This window comes from Candidatus Pseudothioglobus sp. Uisw_086 (genome assembly GCF_048085745.1).
GTDB lineage: Bacteria > Pseudomonadota > Gammaproteobacteria > PS1 > Pseudothioglobaceae > Pseudothioglobus.
In genome coordinates this window covers 1,655,691-1,675,230 of sequence record NZ_CP159803.1, presented here as the reverse complement: position 1 = coordinate 1,675,230, position 19,540 = coordinate 1,655,691, and the positions used below count along the sequence as shown (strand labels likewise).

Below are 19,540 nucleotides of genomic sequence, written 5' to 3'. Positions count from 1 at the left end.
TGTGAAGCTTCCAACTACACCATCGTTTAGACTAGATGACAAGACTGCTTTAATTACAGGAGCCTCATCTGGTATTGGTCTTGGTTGTGCAGTAGCCTTGGCTGAAGCAGGCGCTCACGTTGTTGTATCAGCCCGACGTATTGATAAACTTCATTCTGTTGTTGATGCAATGAAAGCGAAAGGGTTAAGTGCTGAAGCAATGGTAATGGATGTTGCTGATACAAATGCAATTAAAGAAACTATTGATAATAAAGGACCATTCGATATTTTAGTTAATAGCGCTGGTTTAGGCAGGCACGCACCTTCTAAAGATACATCATTAGAAGATTTTGATGCGGTAATGAATGTTAATCTTCGCGGCGCATACTTTGTAACTCAAGCAGTAGCGAATGGATTAATAAAAGCAAAAAAACCTGGCTCTTTAATCAACATTTCTTCTCAGATGGGTCATGTAGGCGGGATTGATAGAGCAGTTTATTCAGCATCAAAGCATGCGGTAGAGGGATTTACAAAAGCTATGGCTATCGAGTGGGGCTCTCATCAAATTAGAGTTAATACAATCTGTCCAACATTTATACGTACACCGCTTACTCAATCAACTTTTGATAATCCTGATCGTAAAGAGTGGATTGAAAGTAAGATTAAAATTGGCCGAATTGGAGAGGTTGAAGATATCATGGGGGCTGTAGTATTTTTAGCTTCCGCTGGCTCAGCAATGGTCACTGGCTCTGCACTTATGGTTGATGGAGGCTGGACTGCTGACTAATGCTAAATAAAAAAGTCACGTCATTAGAAGTAGCAAAATTAGCTGGCGTTAGCCAGTCTGCAGTATCTCGCGTATTTACACCTGGAGCTTCATCTTCTAAAAAAACTAATGAGCTAGTTCGAAAGGCTGCTTTGAAGCTTGGATATAGACCTAATATAGTAGCGCGATCACTAATTACTGGAAAGACAAAAATTATAGGCCTTGTTGTTGCCTACTTAGATAATTACTTTTATCCTGAAGCGTTAGAGCTTCTATCAGGGGCCCTTCAAAAGAATGGTTATCACGTATTGATCTTTATGGCCACAAATACTTCAGGAAATATTGATAATGTAGTGGAAGAGATTTTAGACTATCAGGTGGATGGAATCATTGCAGCGTCTGTTGGAATGTCTACTAATTTAGCATCAAGATGTTCTGATGCTGGCATCCCAGTTGTTTTATTTAATCGTACTCAGGATGACGAAAGACTTTCAGCAGTTACCTCTGATAATGAACTTGGGGGGCAAAAAATTGCACAATTTCTCTGTGATAATGGCCATACACGAATCGGTTATATAGCAGGCTGGGAAGGCGCATCTACTCAAAGAGATCGAGAGAAAGGATTTACTGACGAACTTAAAAAGAATGGACAGGGTCTTTTTGCTCGAGAAGTTGGTAACTTTAATTTAGACGAGGCTCGTCAAGCAGCACGATCAATGTTCACAGCAAGTGAAATACCAGATGCAGTTTTTGTGGCAAATGACCATATGGCATTTGCAGTAATGGACGTAATGCGCTTTGAGCTCGGACTAAAAATACCTGACCAGGTTTCAGTTGTTGGTTATGACGATGTCCCGGTTGCCAAATGGCTAGCTTATAGTCTAACTACTGTAAGGCAGCGTGCTAATCGTATGGTGGACGAAACAGTTGCTATATTAATTGACAGTATTGAAGATAACTCAACTAAGCCAAGACGTATAAAAATTGATGGTCCTCTAATACTTAGAGGATCTGCAAAAATTTTAGATAACTATGGAGTTTAATTTATGAAAGGTTTTGATTCAAAATATGCTAATTTTCCAGATTGGATAAATGGCATTACTCATGAAATTTGGGAAGAACGAGGAATTGATAAACTGTTTTATCTTTATTCGGATGATATTATATTAAGATCCCCACACTCCCTGATAATTGGCAATAAGCCAGTTATAGAGGCGACCAAAGCAACCTTATCTGAATTTCCAGATCGTCAACTCTTAGGTGAAGATGTAATCTGGTCTGGCACTCCTGAGACAGGAATGTTGTCATCCCATAGAATTATATCAACGGCATCTCACATGGGCGATGGGCAGTTTGGTAAAGCAACGGGTACAAAAATTGTTTTTAGAACGATAGCAGATTGCCATGCTATTAATAATCAAGTTAATGATGAATGGCTAATTCGTGATGTAGGCGCTATGGCAAGACAGCTGGGTGTTCATCCAAAAGACTTTGCTAGAAAGCAGATAGATTCAGAGGGTGGTATGGATAAATGCCTACACCCTTTTAAAGATTCTATGGATCAACCTGGGCCATATACAGGAAAGGGCAATACTAATGAGTGGGGCGAAAAGTATGTTGATATATTAAAACGGATTATGGACTCTGATCAATCAGTGATTAATGATGAGTATGACCGTGGTTGTGATTTGGAATATCCTGGAGGCGTTTCAGGCCATTCCTACTCGGATGCAGATGAGTTCTGGATGGGCCTTCGATCTTCAATGCCGAGTGCAAAATTTACTATCGAGCATCAAATTGGAAGAGAAGATCCATATATGTCTCCCCGCGCAGCTGTTCGATGGTCTCTAAAAGGTAAGCATGATGGTTGGGGAGTTTTTGGTGAACCTACAGGTGCTGATTTATATGTGATGGGAGTTTCTCATGCTGAATTTGGCCCATGGGGCTTAAGAAGAGAGTACACATTATTTGATGAGACTTCTATGTGGAAGCAAATAATCCTCAAGACTGGATGATAATGACTTTAGAAGAAATGGAAAAGTGTATTGTTCGATATACTGATTTAAAGCCTTGCAAAACTGCATTTATTGACGCACATACGCCTGGATCAAATCAGAAAGATAACTTTACAATTATTGGTTCTGGGGTGTCAGAGAGTCCTGATCAGTATGTTCATATTGATCAATCACCAGGCTTTAATATTGGCGCTGCGGGCCAACCTCCAGGCTGCACAAATTCATTACACTCGCACACAACTGCTGAAGTATTCTACGTATTTAAGGGTCGATGGCGTTTTTTCTGGGGACGCTATGGTGATTCTGGAGAGGTAGTTGCAGAAGAAGGCGATATGGTTAATATTCCTACAGGTATGTTTCGCGCATTTGAAAATGTTGGTGAGGATTATGGAATGTTGATGGCAATACTTGGAGGTGATGATGCAGGGGGAGGCGTTACATGGGCACCTGAGGTTATTAATGATGCCAAAGACTTTGGCCTGATTTTGGGTGAAAATGGATTATTATATGACACTAAAAAAGGGGAGATTTTGCCAAAAAATGTCAACCCAATGCCATTATTAACTGAAACTAATCTTAGAAATTTTTCTGAAATTACAACTGAAGAGTTTATTAATAATTTTTTTGTCAGCTCATCAGAGTTAAAGCAAAAGTCACAGAATTTACCGCTAAATGTTATTGGGGTAGATGGGATTTTAAAAGATCGACCTGGTTTTGAAGTTGACTACATTACATCCGACACTTTTACTGAAGAGCAATACTCTTCAAGTCGACACGAGGTTAATATGATAATGAGTGGTGAATGGTCTCTAGAGTGGGATGACAATGTTGCAACTCTTTCTCCTGGGGACACATGTTTGATACGCCCTGAAATGCTGCATAAGATTGTCCCTAAAGATTTGAGAAGTGCAAGTCTTTTCAGGGTTACAAAGACTGATGATCAAGCAGGCCCAACATGGAGAAGCTAATTTTTAAGGACATGATAATGAATCATAAAGCAATTCTTTTTGGATCGATTGGGACACTTGTTGAAACCTCTGAGCTTCAACGTCGCTCATTCAACCAGGCATTTTCTGAGGCTGAACTTGACTGGAATTGGAGTCCTGATGAGTACCAGAAGCTACTGGCAAAGTCTGGAGGCTGCGAGAGGATCAAAAACTATGCGATTCAACGCGGCGATGATATAGATGCAATGCATCTGCATAGACAAAAAACTAAAATCTTTGATAGTTTGATGGCCAAAGAATCCATCCTACTCCGCCCTGGTGTAGCAAGCCTTATTAGTCATTCACTGGATAGTAGTTTACTACTAGCATTCGTGACAAATACTTCAAAAGTCAATATTGATGCTGTCTTTTATGCATTAGGAGATCAGATAAAGCGCAATGATTTCAGTTTCATTGGCAACGATACAATGGTATCTAATCCAAAGCCAAGTCCAGATATATACCTAAAAGCTCTGTCTGAGCTGCATCTAGATGCAAAAGATTGCATTGCCATTGAGGACTCTGAAATTAGTATGCAGTCTGCTTTAGAAGCAGGTATCCAGTGTATTGGATTCCCGGGAGCGAATACACAAGGTAATGATTTTAGTAGTGCTGAGTTTGTAACGGATCATTTGTCTGCCGATGACCTAAAAAAGCTATAAGGGAATGACCTTTTTTATATATTATTAAGGAGTAATGAATGAGTAGAATATTAACTAGTCACGTAGGCTCACTTCCAAGAACTCAAGAAGTTGTTGACTATATTTTTGCAAGAGAAAATAGTCAAAAATATAATGAGAAGAGTTTTGATGAGTGCATGGAAGAGAATGTTTTAAAGACTGTTGAGAAACAAAAAAATGCAGGTATCAATATTGTTAGTGATGGGGAGACATCAAAAATATCATACGCAACCTATGTGAAAGATAGATATACAGGTTTTTCAGGTGACAGTGCTCGAAATGCGCCAGAAGACTTAAAGATGTTTCCAGGCTTTCTTAAAAGGCTATCCGATGATGGTGGAACTCCTCAATATTCAAGACCAATGTGCACAAGTGAAGTAAAGTCAAAAGGCCAAGGAGAGCTTCAAAAGGATATATCTAATTTGAAATCTGCAATGGCTAAAAATAGCATTGATAGAGGTTTTATGAATGCAGCTTCGCCTGGCGTTATTTCACTATTTTTACAAAATGACTACTACCCTTCAAGAGATTCTTACCTGGCCGCCTTGGCCGATGCTATGAGAGATGAGTATGAAACTATCGTAGGGTCAGGTTTAGACTTACAGTTAGATTGTCCTGATCTAGCACTTTCTAGGCATATGCTATTTAGTGACTTGTCTGACTCAGAGTTTATAAAGATTATTGAGTCACACGTTGAAGCCTTAAATCATGCGCTGAAGAATGTCCCAGAAGAGAAGGTTAGAATTCATATTTGTTGGGGGAATTATGAAGGTCCCCACTGTTGTGATATAGATATGAATAAGGTTTTTGGAACTCTTATGAAGGCAAAAGCTCGATATACTTTATTTGAAACTTCAAATCCACGCCATGCTCATGAATGGACAGTTTTTAGAGATCGTAAAAGCGAAATACCAGATACGAAAATACTTGTACCTGGGGTTGTTGATACAACCACTAACTTTATTGAGCATCCTGAGCTAGTTGCAGAGCGCATCGAAAAATTTGTTAATATAGTAGGGAGTGAAAGAGTAATTGCAGGATCAGACTGTGGTTTTGGAACATTTGCAGGGTTTGGAGCGGTTGATCCAGAAATTGCTTTTGCTAAATTAAAGTCTTTATCTGAGGGTGCTGCACTTGTAAGTAATAGATTATGACACCCCTTGTAATGATTCCTGGAATGATGTGTGACGAGCGCATTTTTGCGCCACAAATAGAGGCGCTTCTCGCTGAGCTATCGGTGCATATTGCAGATATTTCTAAACATGATAATATTAGCGACTTGGCGGCTGATGTTTTAAGTCATGCGCCACCAAAATTCAGCCTTGCTGGCCACTCTATGGGTGGTATTGTAGCTATGGAAATTTGTTCACAGGCACCAGAAAGAGTTGAAAAATTGGTGTTAATTGATACCAATCCTAAATCTGAATTAGAGGAAGTGAAGGCCAAGCGTGAGCCTCAAATTAGTGATGCTTTATCAGGAAAATTAATAAATGTTATTCGTGATGAGATGAAACCTAAATATTTAGCGGATAGCGATAATCCAGATGTTATTTTAAATATCTGCATGGATATGGCTCTTTCTTTAGGTCCTAAAGTTTTTGTTAACCAGTCAAGAGCCCTCCAAGGAAGAGTTGATCAACAGGAGGCCCTTAACTCACTTAATATTCCCGTGTTGATAATATGCGGCTTGGAAGATAAATTATGCCCTCTAGAGAAGCATGAATTGATGCATAATATAATTAGTAACTCTACTTTAGAGGTAATTGAAAATGCCGGTCATTTGCCAACATTAGAACAACCAGAGAAAACTACGGAGATATTAAAAACATGGCTTATGAACTAGATCAAGAATTACTTACCCTACTTCAATCAGTAGATACACCTACTGTATGTAACGCAATTGAAGTAGCACAAGGCAAGAGGGGTTTTTCAGAATTTACTCGTGGAACCATGATTTGCTCGGCACCAAAAGGTGGAGCAATGGTTGGTTTTGCCAAAACTGCAAAAATTGCTGCACTGAGTCCGCCATCAGAAGATCAAGAGATAATTAAAGAACGGAGGATGAATTATTACCGCTATATGTCAGAAGTTACTGGCCCTGCCGTTGCAGTCATAGAGGATGTTGATTATCCAAATTGTATTGGAGCTTATTGGGGTGAGGTTAATACGAAAGTTCACAAAGGGTTTGGTCTTTCTGGTGCGCTGACTAACGGAGTTATGAGAGATCTTGGTGATCTTGCAGAAGATTTTCCAGTCGTTGCAGGCTCTATCGGTCCAAGTCACGGATTTGTTCACGTACGAGAAATTGATACAAAAATTAGTGTTCTTGGTATGAGTGTTTCCCCAAATGATTTAATTCATGCTGACCTTCACGGCGCAGTTGTAATCCCTAAAGAGGTTATTAATAGTTTAAAGGACGCTATCCATAAGTTGTTTGCTTCAGAGCAGTTGATTCTTGGTCCTGCTGAAAAGAAAGATTTCAATTTTGATAGCTTTAAAAGTGCATGGGAAGATTTTGAAAAAACAAGAACATAAATTTTTAAGTTTGAGTAAGGTTATTGAGAGATTGCAGAAAGTATGTCTCGGTTTAATATGCTGAATAAAAAGTTATATAGAGATTAAGACTCTGTGATATAATCGTTTGCAATCGTATGCAATATATTTTTTAATAATTGTTACGATGTATTATTAATTTGTATTTAATTGAAAAAAAAGGAGTGATATTATGTTTTTAAGAAAAATCGCTACAGTTGTAGCGCTTACTACTCTAGCTTCAAGTGCATGGGCCGGTTGCGGCATCTCTGAAGGCAGAGTTAGTATTGTTGGTAATGAGTTTCCAGCGATTCAAACAATCGGTGCAGGCGCAATGGAGTGTGCAGGTGGTGGTGTTACAGTTGAAACAAACCTAACTGCTGATCATCAAAAAATTAATCTTCCAGGTATGACTGGTAACCCAGCTGAATTTACATCAGCTATTGTTGCTAACTCATCAATTGTTGCACTTATGAACAATGATGTGATTAGACCTTTGAACGATCTAGTTGCTAAGCATGGACAGGGTCTTCAGAAAAGCCAGTTAGTTACAATTGATGGAAATATTATGGGTATTGCCTTTATGGCGAACGCTCAGCATTTGACTTATAGATCAGATGTTTTGAAAGAGTTAAGACTTTCGGTCCCAACTACTTATGAAGAAATGTTAGCAGCTGCTGCAAAAATTCGTTCTAGCGGTTTAATGGATAATCCAGTTGGCGGAGCTTATGCAGCCGGTTGGAACTTAGCTGAAGAATTCGTCAATATGTATATTGGTCAGGGCGGTGAGTTCTTTGAGCCTGGTTCAGCTAAGATTGCAGTTAACAACCAGCATGGTGTTGATGCGCTTAACATGATGAAGGATTTGTCTGAATATATGAACCCAGACTTCTTAACACACGACTCAAATGCTACGAGTGCTGAATGGAAAGCTGGCAATGTTGCACTTATGAATATGTGGGGATCACGTATCGGAGCCCTTAAAGGCGATGAGGTAGATGCTGCTGTAGTAGCAGCTACTGCTACTGCTGGCCCTATGACAGTTGGTGGTGGTACAACTGCAGCTTCAACTCTTTGGTGGGATGGATTTACTGTAGCTAAGAATATTTCAGATACAGATGCAGAGGCTACTTTTATGGCTATGATGCATGCAATTCGTCCAGCTATGTTGAACGAAACGACTTCGCCACAAGCTGTTTGGTTAATTGATGGTTATGAGCCTACTCCAGCTGCTGCAGGTGTATTTGCTGCTGCTGCAATGGGAACTAAGCCATATCCAATGTTGCCATATGCAGGTCTAATGCATTCAGCTGCAGGTGCTGAATTAGTTGACTTCATGCAAGGCAAAGAAACTGCTAAAGAAGCTTTAGCTGGTTTAGAAGCGGCATACACAACTGCTGCGACAGAAAAAGGCTATTTATAAGCTTTTGTAAGTTGTTTGTCTCCTAAGATTAGGGCGTGTGTTTCACATGCCCTTTTCTTTTTTTGTATAATTGAGTTTCTCTAATCTTATTTCCATATGAAGCATAAGACTTTTTTTTGGTTCTTTTTACCTACAGCCCTAGCAATGTTTTTGTTCATTGCCTTGCCCTTAACTTCGATTGTGAGTCAGTCACTTCATACACCTCATGACCAGGTATTGATTGTTGTTGAATCGTGTGATCCATTTGGTTGTAAATCTGAAACTACTATTGATCATCAGGCAAGTCAAAAAATCAACGAAGAGAAGCCACAAGGTAAGTGGGTTGGATTTCAAATCTATACTGATAGAAACCACTTAGCCTTTAAAGAGGTTGGTGAGTTCTGGGAGAGTAAGACAAGCTTTATTGATTTTGTTTCCAGTCTAAACGATCTTCCATTTTATCGAGCAATGGGCTTTACTTTGACTTATACCTTTGTGGTAACCCCACTGGTTATATTATTTGGATTTATAATTGCAATAGCAGTAAATTCACTGCATCGACACTTGAAAGGATTCATGGTGTTCTTTTCATTGCTGCCGATGATTGTAACCCCTTTGGTTGGTTCGTTAATTCTGTTTTGGATGATTGATGCACGAGGTATTATTGGTTCAGGCCTCCAAGAATTATTTGCAGATCCTACCTTGTCACTAAAGGCATCAACTGGCCTAACATGGATAACACTTATTGTATACGGTGTTTGGCACTCTGCCCCTTTTGCCTTCATTGTTTTTTACGCCGGACTTCAGACTGTTCCACAAGAAACTATAGAAGCAGCAATGATTGATGGGGCCACACGCTTTCAGCAAACTATTCATGTCATTGTGCCTCATTTATCTCCACTAGTAGCATTTGTGGCCTTAATTCAGCTGATGGATAATTTCCGAGTATTTGAGCCAATAGTTGGTTTTAGTGCTTCGGCACATGCGACCTCTCTTTCATGGATTATATGGAATGATATTGGCCAAGAGATAAGACTTCTTTCTTCAGCGGCAACGACATCAGTGTTGACAATAATTGGCGTCATCATACTTCTTATGCCAGTTTTAATTAGAACATGGCGTGAATTTAATCCAGAGAAATAATATGACCTCAAATCAAATAAAAAGACCATTAGGACTCCAACTATTAATATATGGCTTTGTATTATTCTGGTTAATTTTGGCAGCCTTTCCATTTTTATGGACTATGTGGGGTTCATTCAAAGTAGAGCTGGATTTTTTCTCAAAAGGAGACTGGACTAATGTATTTTCTGGAGTAAGAACACAAGTAGTATATGGAAAATCTTTTACAGGCGCAGGTTATGAGGGCGCATGGATCCAAGAAGAGTTTTGGCGCGCTTTTTTTAATACAGCGATAGTTTGTGTTTCTACAGTACTCATATCATTAACTCTTGCAACTTTAGGCGGTTATGCGCTTTCAAGGTCTGGGTTTCGTTATTCATTTTGGCTGCTAATAATTGCACTTGTTTTTCGTGCGCTGCCTCCAATCACTCTTGTTTCTGGCTATTTACAACCCTTCTATGATTGGAATGTTTGGGGAACATTGCCGACCACTATTATTGTTTTAGTAGCGATTAACCAGCCATTTACATTGTGGATGCTGCACTCATTTTTTCAAACAATTCCGAAAGAGCTTGATGAGAGTGCAAAGGTTGATGGGTGTACTCAGTTCCAAGCATTTCGACATGTAATTATTCCAGTAATGTGGCCAGGTGTTATTACTGCTGGACTCTTCTCATTTCTTTTGGCATATAATGATTTTGCTGTTACAGCGTTACTACTCTCTCAGGAAAACCAAACTATGGTCCCTAAAATTGCCAGCTTTATGGGCACCACTCAAACAGAAGGCAATATTATGTTTGCAGTCGCAGCAGTGGTATCTGCTATAGTTCCATTGTTTATTCTGGTTATGTTTTTTCAAAGGCAGCTGGTTAGTGGACTAACAGCTGGCGCAGTTAAGGGTTAGTCATTGTCCTCGTTTGATTATATTATTATTGGCGCAGGTTCCGCCGGATGCGTTTTAGCAAATCGATTAAGCGCAGACCCTGAAACCACCGTCTGTTTGATTGAAGGAGGCGGAAGTGATAAGAGTCCTTGGGTGCAAATTCCTGCTGGCCTTTCTGTTGCATATGACCATAAGAAGCTTGATTATGCTTACAAGGGAGTCCCACAAAAAAAACTAAACAACCGTGTAATTACTGTTAATCGTGGCAGGTGCCTTGGGGGATCTAGCTCAATTAATGGCATGATCTATATTCGTGGTAATAAGAATGATTACGATAATTGGGAGACCCTAGGTTGTAAGGGCTGGTCTTATAATGATGTCTTACCGATATTTAAAAAACTTGAGAATGATAAAACAGGGGGAGACCCTAAGTACCATTCAACAGTCGGTGAGTGGCCAGTTGTCATGCCACAAGAGGTCAATAAGACCGCAATGCGCTTTATTAATGCTGGCACTCATATAGGGCTTCCAAAGAATTCTGACTTTAATGATGAATCTCAATTAGGCCTGGGTATTTACAAGGTTAATCAGGATAAAGGAACTCGAGTTAATTCTTATAGGGCTTTTATTAAGCCTATTGTTTCTAGAGCGAATCTAACCATAATGACCCATGCCAGAGTCCAATCAATTGAGGTGGAAGGCGATATTGCTAAGTCTTTAAAGCTTCAAGTTAATGGTATTGATAAAGAATTATATTGTAATAAAGAGGTTCTACTATGTGCTGGTGCCATTGAGTCACCGAGGATACTTTTATCTTCAGGAATAGGAAATAGGGAGGAGCTTGAAAAGGCAGGAATTAGTTGTCATCATAATGTTCCAGGGGTTGGTGAAAATCTTCAAGACCACTTAGATACAATGGTCACAGTTCGCTCAAAGAAAGCAGAATCAATTGGTGTTTCATGGAGGTCTTTGTTGCCCCATATAATTACCTCTCCTTTTAACTTTCTTTTTAGAAGGATGGGCTGGTGGACGAGTAATTTTGTTGAAGCTGGAGGTTTTGCAGATACAAAACTTGGTCAGCCTGAGTATCCTGATGTCCAGTTCCACTTTACGCCTATTTACCGAAGTCACCGCGGCAGAAAGTTTGAGTTTGGGCATGGGTATTCTCTTTTTACTTGCTTGTTAAGGCCGCATAGTTCAGGGTCAGTAAAAATAAAGAAGGAAGGTGAGAATCACAAGATACTTATCGACCAAAACTTTTTATCTGATACCAGGGATGAGCAAAGCATTATTGAAGCGATTAAAAAAGCGAGAGAGGTTTTATCATCTAAAGAGTTTGATGAAGTTCGTGGTGAAGAAATTGCACCTGGGAAATCTATCCAATCAGATGAGGAACTATTAGACTACATTCGTAAAACTGCAGTAACAGTCTATCACCCTGTTGGGACCTGCAAGATGGGGGTCGATGATTTAGCAGTCGTCTCTCCAAAAGATTTAAAGGTAAAAAGAATGAATAACTTACGTGTGATTGACGCCTCTATTATGCCTAGCATAGTAAGTGGTAATACCTCAGCAGCAACCATGATGATTGCAGAAATGGGCGCAACAATGATATTAAATAAGGAATAAATATGACTCAAAACTTGCAAAAAGAAAAAAAATTAATTCGTGACTATTACAAGGCACTTGACTCCGCACAAGGTACTGATATTACAAAAGTTTTAAAAAACTATATTAGTGAAGACTATATTTGGAGAGGCTTCCATCCCTTTAATGAGATTTCAGATGCTAAGGAAGTTTCAGAAATTTTCTGGCAGCCATTTCGTCATGCATTTAAAAATATTCAAAGACGTATGGATATTTTTATTGCAGGAAAAAATCAAATTGACGGATTTGAATCCGTCTGGGTAGTTTCTATGGGCCATCTTATGGGACTCTTTGATAATGAATGGCTAGGAATTGCTCCATCAAGAAAGATGGCTTTATTACGTTACTGCGAATTTAATAAGGTTGAAAATGGAAAGATAACTGAAACTGCAATGTTTTTTGATATTCCCCATGTCATGCTGCAGGTTGGACTTAACCCATTTCCACCTCAAACAGGTGCCCATCTTGTTCAGCCAGGACCAATGACTCATGAGGGTTTGTTGTTCGAAGAACAAAATATGCAAGAAGGTGAAAAAACACTGGCTTCAATAAATTTTATGATTGAAGATATTAAGGGTTGGAAGCACACAGGAAAAATATCACTAGTTGATGAACTTAGAGCTAGCTGGAATGAAGATATGATTTGGTGGGGCCCTGCTGGTATTGGCTCAAGTTATACAATAGAGAGATACGCTGAGCAGCACTCTGGGCCATTTAGGGCTGGTTTTAAAGATCGTATCTCTAATGGCCATCTTTGTAAACTTGCAGAAGGTAATTTTGGTGGTTTTTTTGGATGGCCTAACCTTACTCTTACTCCTACAGGCGGTTTTATGGGAATGCCTGCATCGGAAAAACCAGGAGACATGAGGGTTATAGATATGTATCGCCGCGAAGGTGATAAACTCTCAGAAAACTGGATTTTCATTGACCTATTGCATTTTTGGAAGCAACAAGGCGTTGATATCTTAGATCGAATCAAAAAAACTCCAAGAACCTAAAAAACTTCTCAGTGAGCTGAATACAGCTCACTATTTTTAATAAATATTTTTAACTTGAGTTCAATTCATTTTTGAATTAACATCAATTCTATAACGATTTAAATAGAGTTGATTAATGAGACGAGGAAGAGCTAAGGTCACTAGAGAAGTTACCAACTTTACACAGGCCCCTTATCGACAAAAAAAGAATCCTTTTCAGCCGATGAGCATTTTTTCATTGGATGAGATTGAATCAATCCATGAAGCCTCTTTAAAAGTTTTAAGTGATACAGGTATGGACATCCAGTCCCCTAGAGCAGTAGAGATTTTAAAACGAGGTGGTGCCTCCATTGATTCTGATGGAAGACGCGTTAGATTTGAACCAGGTTTTATAATGGAAAAAATAGCAACCACCCCTAGTGAGTTTACGCTTCATGGAAGAAACAAAGAAAGGCATGTGCATGTTGGTGGTCAGTCTATCATTAATACAATGGTTTCCAGTGCACCAAATGTTTCTGATCTAGATAGAGGTAGAATTCTAGGTAACTTTGAAGACTACACAAACTTAATCAAACTAGGCGAAATGCTAAATACGGTCCATGCATTTGGTGGCTACCCTGTCGAACCTTGTGATTTGGATGTAAGTGTGCGGCATTTAAAGGCAGTTTCTGCAGCTGCTCGACTCACAACAAAACCCCTTTTTGGATACGCGATTGGCAGTGAGAGGATGCTTGATGTCATTAAAATTGTCCAAATTAGCAGAGGGATTAATAAAGAAACCCTTCTGAAGGAACCTTCAATTACTACAGTTGTAAATGCAAACTCTCCATTGGTCTATGACAAGGCCCTTTTAGAAGGTGCTATTGAAATGGCAGAGCATAATCAACCTGTTATTTATACACCATTCACTCTGGCTGGGGCAATGGCGCCGATCACTGTTGCGGGTGCTCTAGTTCAGCAAAATGCTGAAGCCCTTGCGGGACTTGCTTTTCATCAATGTGTTAAGCCAGGAGCTCCTGCAATGTATGGTAGCTTTACTTCAAATGTTGATATGAAATCAGGCTCCCCAGCTTTTGGTACGCCAGAATATACGCAAGCTACAATCGCAAGTGGACAACTAGCAAGAAAATATAAAATTCCTCTTAGAGCATCTAATGCTAACGCCTCTAATGCTCCAGATGAGCAATCAGTATATGAGTCACAAATGTCTCTATGGGCTTGCTTGCTGGGCCAAGTAAATTTTATTCTGCATGGCCATGGCTGGATAGAGGGAGGACTTTGCGCATCTTATGAGAAAGTAATTTTAGACGCTGAGATGAACCAAATGATGGAGGCTTTTCTTCAACCCACAATTGTGAATAAAGATACCTTAGGGGTAGAAGCGATTGCAGAGGTCGGCCCTGCAAATCATTTTTTTGCAGCTCAACAAACTTTGGATCGATATGAGACTGAACACTACAACCCAATGCTTTCAGACTGGAGAAATTTTGAATCTTGGAGGGATGCAGGTTCAGAAACTGCAACTCAACGAGCAAACAAAATATGGAAGCAGCTCTTAGAAGAGTATGAAGAGCCAAAGTTAAAGCCAGAAGTGGAAGAAGGACTTTCAGCTTTTGTTGACAAAAGGGTTGCAGAGGGTGGAGCCGCTCCTTTATAGGGGCACTTTTTTATTAAGGAATTGGTTATGAAAGATTCTGCAAGAGTTGTTGTTATTGGGGGCGGCGTAGTAGGCTGCTCGATTCTTTTTCACCTTGCAAAAATGGGGTGGAAAGATGTTGTTCTTCTTGAAAGGGACGAATTAACATCTGGCTCAAGTTGGCATGCAGCTGGCTCATTTCATACAGTTAGTTCTGATCCGAATGTTTCCAAGTTACAGGACTATACAATTAATTTATACAAAGAAATTGAGGAGACTTCGGGACACTCTATAAGTCTTCACAAAACAGGAGGCTACTACTTAGCTTCAAATCAAAGTTGGCATGACTATCTAAAGCGTGAGCGCTCTAAAGCTAGAACACTAGGCCTAGAGCAAGAATTTGTGTCGTTAGATGAGGTTGTAGATAAGCATCCATTAATTGATCCCAAGCATTATGTTGCAGCATTATGGGATCCAACTGAGGGTGATGTTGATCCTTCGGGCGTTGTCTATGCTTATGCGAAATCTGCGCGCGTTCATGGCGCTGAGTTTTATACACACACACCTGTTATAGAGACCAACCAAAGATCTGACGGTTCTTGGGATGTTGTCACCAAGAAAGGCAATATCCATGCAGAACATATCGTCAATGCTGGTGGACTTTGGGCCCGCGAACTTGGACGTATGTCTGGAATACATTTGCCCGTAGTTCCGATGGAGCACCACTATTTAATTACGGAAGAAATTGAGCAGATTGCTAGCTTAGCCGATGGCCAGCGCTTACCTAGTTTTATTGATTTTGAAGCGAATCTCTATTCACGCCAAGAAAATACTGGCATGTTATTGGGAACCTATGAGCCACGATCTACTCCTTGGTCATTGGATGGCACACCACAAACTTTTGGACATGATTTATTGGAGCCAAAACTTGATAATATTGCGGATCGATTGGAGTTGGCATATGAGCGCATTCCTGCGCTAGCAACTGCTGGAATTAAAAATATTATTAATGGACCATTTGTATTCTCTCCAGATGGCAACCCTATGATTGGGCCCGTTCCAGGTATGAAAAATTATTGGACAGCTGTCGGTGTTATGGCTGGTTTTTGCCAGGCTGGAGGTGTTGGAAAGACGCTTGCAGAGTGGATGATTGAAGGTGAGCCATCGGTCGATGTTTGGGCAATGGATATTGCACGCTTTGGTAATTTTGCTACCCCAGAATGGGGCGTCATTAAGTCTTCAGAAAATTATGAACGACGCTTTGTAATGACCTTTCCAAACGAAACGCTGCCTAAAGGCAGGCGCCAAAAAACAACATCAATATACGATCGATTAACTCAAAAGGGAGCGGTATGGCAGGACACTTTTGGGCTTGAAAATGCATTGTGGTTTGCTAATTCATCAGAGGATGCATATGAGGAACCAACTTTTCATCGATCAAGATCCCATGATTATGTTGCAAGTGAGGTCAATGCTGTTCGCGAATCTGTTGGTGCAATCGAAGTTGCAAACTTTGCGAATCATAAGTTTACTGGGAAAGGATCAAAAGCTTTCTTAGAAAAAATTCTTGCCGGACATATTCCTAGTAAAGGCCGCGTTAACTTATCACCCATGCTTCTAGAGAGTGGTAAGTTGAATGGTGATCTAACAGTTTCCTGTATTGATGAAGAGACCTATTATTTATTTGGCTCAAGTGCAGCACAAAATATGCACCTTCGATGGTTTGAAAAACATCTTGAGGGTATAGATGATGTCCTCTATCAAAACATGACAGATGATTTTCATGGTATTGCAATTTCTGGACCAAAGTCAAGAGAATTGTTGTCAAAGCTTACGAGAGAAGATGTCAGCTCTGAAGCTTTTAAGTTTCGCGATATAAGGGATACCTTTATAGCTGGCGTTCCTGCATTATGCGTCAGAATTTCATTTACAGGAGAGCTTGGCTATGAAATATATGTTTCACCACAATACCAATTAAAGCTTTTTGAGGAAATAGATGAGGCTGGAAAAGATCTTGGACTAAAGTGGTTTGGTGGACGAGCGTTAATGTCAATGAGGCTTGAGAAAAATTGGGGAGCATGGACAATGGATTATCGCCCTGACTTTACTTTAATGGAGTCTGGAATGGATTTCTTTGTTAATTGGGAGGGTGACTTTATTGGTAAAAAAGCAGCCTTGGTAGAAAAAAAGAATGGTCCAATTAAAAAACTTTCAGTCATTCAAATTGATACAGAAACGGATGTGAGTGGAGATGAAGCGGTAATGTATAACGGCAAGTGTGTCTCTTATATTACTTCAGGAGGTTATGGCCACTCGGTTGGAAAATCCCTTGCTATGACCTATCTTCCAGTTGCACTGATTAACCCTAGTACAGAACTTGAAGTGGAGATATTAGGCGAATTTCATAAGGCTTCAGTAGAAATGAAACCACTCTATGATCCTTCTGGATCCAAAATTAGACAGTAAAAAGAGGATTTTTATGAGCTTTTCAATACCCAAAAGACACCACTCGAAAATTGGCTCTCATCTAGACGCTGTTGAAGATATTTTTAGCCTTAATAAGCACGCGCTTGGGCCTGGGGAGCTGGCAGAAAAAGAATGGCATGACGCTGGCTTAGCAGCTCCGGATATGACAAAAATTAGAGAATATCGCCTGAAAAGAGTTCGTGAAAAACTTGTTGAATTTGACTGTGCTGGAATTCTACTTTATGACCCTGTCAACATTCGATACGCTACAGATAGTACTAATATGTCTTTATGGACTTCCCATAATGCAGCTAGATACTCATTAATAATGACTGAAGGGCCCGTTATTATCTTTGAATTTGATGCCCATGAGTTTTTATCAAATCATAACCCATTAATAACTGAAGTCAGACATGCACTGACATACCTCTACTTTACTGCGGGAGATAAAAGTAAAGAAAAAGCTAAAATTTGGGCTTCTGAAATATCTGATATTGTGAGAGAGTACGGTAAAGGCAATAGGCGGTTGTCTGTGGATCATTGTGCTCCAGAAGGTATTCATGAGCTTCAATCTCTTGGTCTAGAGCTTACTAATGGTGAAGAGGTAATGGAGTTAGCAAGGCTCGTTAAATCAGATGATGAGATTGATGCAATGAGGCGCTCTATTTTTGCTTGTGAGCGCTCTGTAGAGTTAATGCGAAATTATTTTAAACCTGGTATTTCTGAGCAGGAGCTTTGGAGTCGTTTTCAGATGGAGGCAGTCAATAGAGGGGCAGAGTGGATTGAAACCCGACTTCTTGCCTCTGGTCCTAGAGCAAATCCATGGTACCAAGAGTGTTCATCGAGACCAATCCAGGCTGGAGAGTTGATGGGTTTTGATACCGACTTAGTTGGATCATATGGGTACTGTACAGATATGTCAAGAACTTGGTTGTGCGGTGATGAAAAGCCAAGTTCAGAGCAAAAAGATATTTATACCAAGGCCTTTGATCAGATCCAAATTAATATGCAAAGTTTAAAGCCAGGATTGACCTTTAAAGAGTTAACGCTTAACGCTAAAGAGTATCCAAGAAATGAGTTTCGTCATTATTCAGTCTTATATCATGGTGTTGGAATGTGTGATGAGTTCCCTGCAATTCCTTTTAGCTGGGAGTTAAATGAAAATAGTTTTGATGGAGTTTTAAAACCTAAAATGGTGTTGTGTGTTGAGAGCTATATTGGTCGACGTGACGGTGGACCAGGTGTTAAGCTCGAAGAACAGGTACTTATTACAGAAAATGGCTATGAATTATTAACCAGTTATCCATTCGAATCTGATTTGTTACTTTAAATTTTATAATATTTTTTTTAAATAACTGCTGACTAATATGAGTGAAATTCCAAATACAATGAGCGCAGTTTTAACAACTGGACATGGTGGTTTTGATGTGCTTGAACATCGAAATGATGTTCAAGTTCCAACGCCTGAATCAGATCAAGTATTAATTAGAGTTTTGGGTGCTGGTATTAATAATACAGATATTAATACTCGCACCGCTTGGTACTCAAAATCGGTTAGAGATGAAACTAATTCTGGCGACTCTAAAGGACTAGGGGATGATGGAAGCTGGTCAGGAAATCCTCTTAATTTTCCTATTATTCAAGGAGCTGATTGTTGCGGTGAAATTGTTGCTGTAGGTGGCGATATTGATATTAAGCGTATTGGTGAGAGAGTCCTGGTTAGAACTATGCAGCAATATGCGGTTGATTATAGACCCTTTGAATGTTGGACTATGGGCTCAGAATGTGATGGTGCTTTCGCACAATACATGGTTGCTTTTAGTGATGAAAGTTATAAGATTGAGAGTGACTGGAGCGATATAGAATTAGCATCCATTCCTTGTGCATACTCAACTGCAGAAAACCTATTAGAGCGTTCAAATGTTAAGGCGGGTGAAGTTGTTCTAATAACAGGTGCATCTGGGGGCGTTGGATCTGCTGTAATTCAGCTTGCAAAAAGACGGGGCGCTTCTGTAGTGGCAATAGCAAGTAAATCAAAGGTAGTCGCGGTTAAAAAGATAGGTGCTGATGAGGTCATTAATCGAGAAGATCGATTGATAAGCTTTTTAGAAAATGAAAGTATTGATGTTGTTATCGATCTAGTTGCTGGAAGCGATTGGGCAGATCTGCTTGATGTTCTTAAGAGAGGTGGAAGATATGCTGCTGCAGGAGCAATTGCTGGTCCAATCGTTGAACTTGATATTAGAACTCTCTACTTAAAAGACTTAACATTAATGGGCTGTACTGTTCAGGATTCTCAAGTATTTAAAAATTTAATTAGCTATATAGAAAGAAATGAAATTAAGCCATTAGTATCCAAGACTTATCCTCTCAAGGATATTGTAAGGGCCCAAAAAGATTTTATTTCTAAAAAATATGTTGGAAAATTAGTACTGTTGCCTTGACGCTT

The 19,540-nt window shown here is 39.7% G+C and carries 17 protein-coding genes; all 17 read left to right on the top strand.

Going from position 1 to position 19,540, the window contains the following annotated elements:
* The first annotated feature begins 1 nt into the window (after nucleotide 1).
* The 17 genes from ABXT49_RS08430 (at nucleotide 2) to ABXT49_RS08350 (ending at nucleotide 19,535) form a co-directional block, all read left to right on the top strand.
* Nucleotides 2-766: an SDR family NAD(P)-dependent oxidoreductase gene (locus tag ABXT49_RS08430; protein WP_416651915.1), complete on the top strand. Its 765-nt coding sequence runs from the start codon at nucleotides 2-4 to the stop codon at nucleotides 764-766.
* Nucleotides 766-1,788, top strand: coding sequence for a LacI family DNA-binding transcriptional regulator (locus ABXT49_RS08425; protein WP_416651912.1), 1,023 nt, complete (start codon nucleotides 766-768; stop codon nucleotides 1,786-1,788). Before ABXT49_RS08430 ends, ABXT49_RS08425 begins: the two co-directional genes overlap by 1 nt.
* 3 nt (nucleotides 1,789-1,791) lie before the next feature.
* Nucleotides 1,792-2,760 carry a nuclear transport factor 2 family protein gene (locus ABXT49_RS08420; protein WP_416651911.1) on the top strand — a complete coding sequence of 323 codons (969 nt, stop codon included), beginning with the start codon at nucleotides 1,792-1,794 and terminating at the stop codon, nucleotides 2,758-2,760.
* 2 nt (nucleotides 2,761-2,762) lie between these two features.
* On the top strand, nucleotides 2,763-3,728 hold the full coding sequence (locus ABXT49_RS08415; protein WP_416653561.1) for a cupin domain-containing protein: 966 nt from the start codon (nucleotides 2,763-2,765) through the stop codon (nucleotides 3,726-3,728).
* A gap of 17 nt (nucleotides 3,729-3,745) precedes the next feature.
* Nucleotides 3,746-4,408, top strand: a complete 663-nt coding sequence (locus ABXT49_RS08410; protein ID WP_416651909.1) for an HAD-IA family hydrolase — start codon at nucleotides 3,746-3,748, stop codon at nucleotides 4,406-4,408.
* Nucleotides 4,409-4,446: 38 nt separating this feature from the next.
* Nucleotides 4,447-5,580: a cobalamin-independent methionine synthase II family protein gene (locus ABXT49_RS08405; RefSeq protein WP_416651908.1), complete on the top strand. Its 1,134-nt coding sequence runs from the start codon at nucleotides 4,447-4,449 to the stop codon at nucleotides 5,578-5,580.
* Nucleotides 5,577-6,269, top strand: a complete 693-nt coding sequence (locus ABXT49_RS08400; protein ID WP_416651906.1) for an alpha/beta fold hydrolase — start codon at nucleotides 5,577-5,579, stop codon at nucleotides 6,267-6,269. Before ABXT49_RS08405 ends, ABXT49_RS08400 begins: the two co-directional genes overlap by 4 nt.
* Nucleotides 6,254-6,961 (top strand): RraA family protein, encoded by a 708-nt coding sequence (locus ABXT49_RS08395; protein WP_416651903.1) that lies wholly within the window; start codon nucleotides 6,254-6,256, stop codon nucleotides 6,959-6,961. The genes ABXT49_RS08400 and ABXT49_RS08395 overlap by 16 nt, the downstream gene beginning before the upstream one ends.
* 190 nt (nucleotides 6,962-7,151) lie before the next feature.
* Entirely contained in the window at nucleotides 7,152-8,381 is a 1,230-nt protein-coding gene (locus ABXT49_RS08390) for an ABC transporter substrate-binding protein (protein WP_416651901.1), read from the top strand.
* 96 nt (nucleotides 8,382-8,477) lie between these two features.
* Nucleotides 8,478-9,503: a carbohydrate ABC transporter permease gene (locus ABXT49_RS08385; protein ID WP_271541948.1), complete on the top strand. Its 1,026-nt coding sequence runs from the start codon at nucleotides 8,478-8,480 to the stop codon at nucleotides 9,501-9,503.
* 1 nt (nucleotide 9,504) lies between these two features.
* Nucleotides 9,505-10,386 (top strand): carbohydrate ABC transporter permease, encoded by an 882-nt coding sequence (locus ABXT49_RS08380; protein ID WP_271537275.1) that lies wholly within the window; start codon nucleotides 9,505-9,507, stop codon nucleotides 10,384-10,386.
* Between the two features lie 3 nt (nucleotides 10,387-10,389).
* Nucleotides 10,390-11,994, top strand: a complete 1,605-nt coding sequence (locus tag ABXT49_RS08375) for a GMC family oxidoreductase (protein ID WP_416651900.1) — start codon at nucleotides 10,390-10,392, stop codon at nucleotides 11,992-11,994.
* Between the two features lie 2 nt (nucleotides 11,995-11,996).
* A complete protein-coding gene (locus ABXT49_RS08370) occupies nucleotides 11,997-13,010 on the top strand; it encodes an ester cyclase (protein WP_416651898.1) in 1,014 nt (337 codons plus the stop codon).
* A gap of 115 nt (nucleotides 13,011-13,125) precedes the next feature.
* Nucleotides 13,126-14,646 (top strand): trimethylamine methyltransferase family protein, encoded by a 1,521-nt coding sequence (locus ABXT49_RS08365; protein ID WP_416651895.1) that lies wholly within the window; start codon nucleotides 13,126-13,128, stop codon nucleotides 14,644-14,646.
* Nucleotides 14,647-14,673: 27 nt separating this feature from the next.
* Complete coding sequence (locus ABXT49_RS08360; protein ID WP_416651893.1) at nucleotides 14,674-17,091, top strand: GcvT family protein; 2,418 nt, start codon at nucleotides 14,674-14,676, stop codon at nucleotides 17,089-17,091.
* Between the two features lie 13 nt (nucleotides 17,092-17,104).
* Nucleotides 17,105-18,421 (top strand): M24 family metallopeptidase, encoded by a 1,317-nt coding sequence (locus tag ABXT49_RS08355; protein ID WP_416651891.1) that lies wholly within the window; start codon nucleotides 17,105-17,107, stop codon nucleotides 18,419-18,421.
* A gap of 58 nt (nucleotides 18,422-18,479) precedes the next feature.
* A complete protein-coding gene (locus ABXT49_RS08350; protein ID WP_416653560.1) occupies nucleotides 18,480-19,535 on the top strand; it encodes an alcohol dehydrogenase family protein in 1,056 nt (351 codons plus the stop codon).
* The last annotated feature ends 5 nt before the right edge of the window (nucleotides 19,536-19,540 follow it).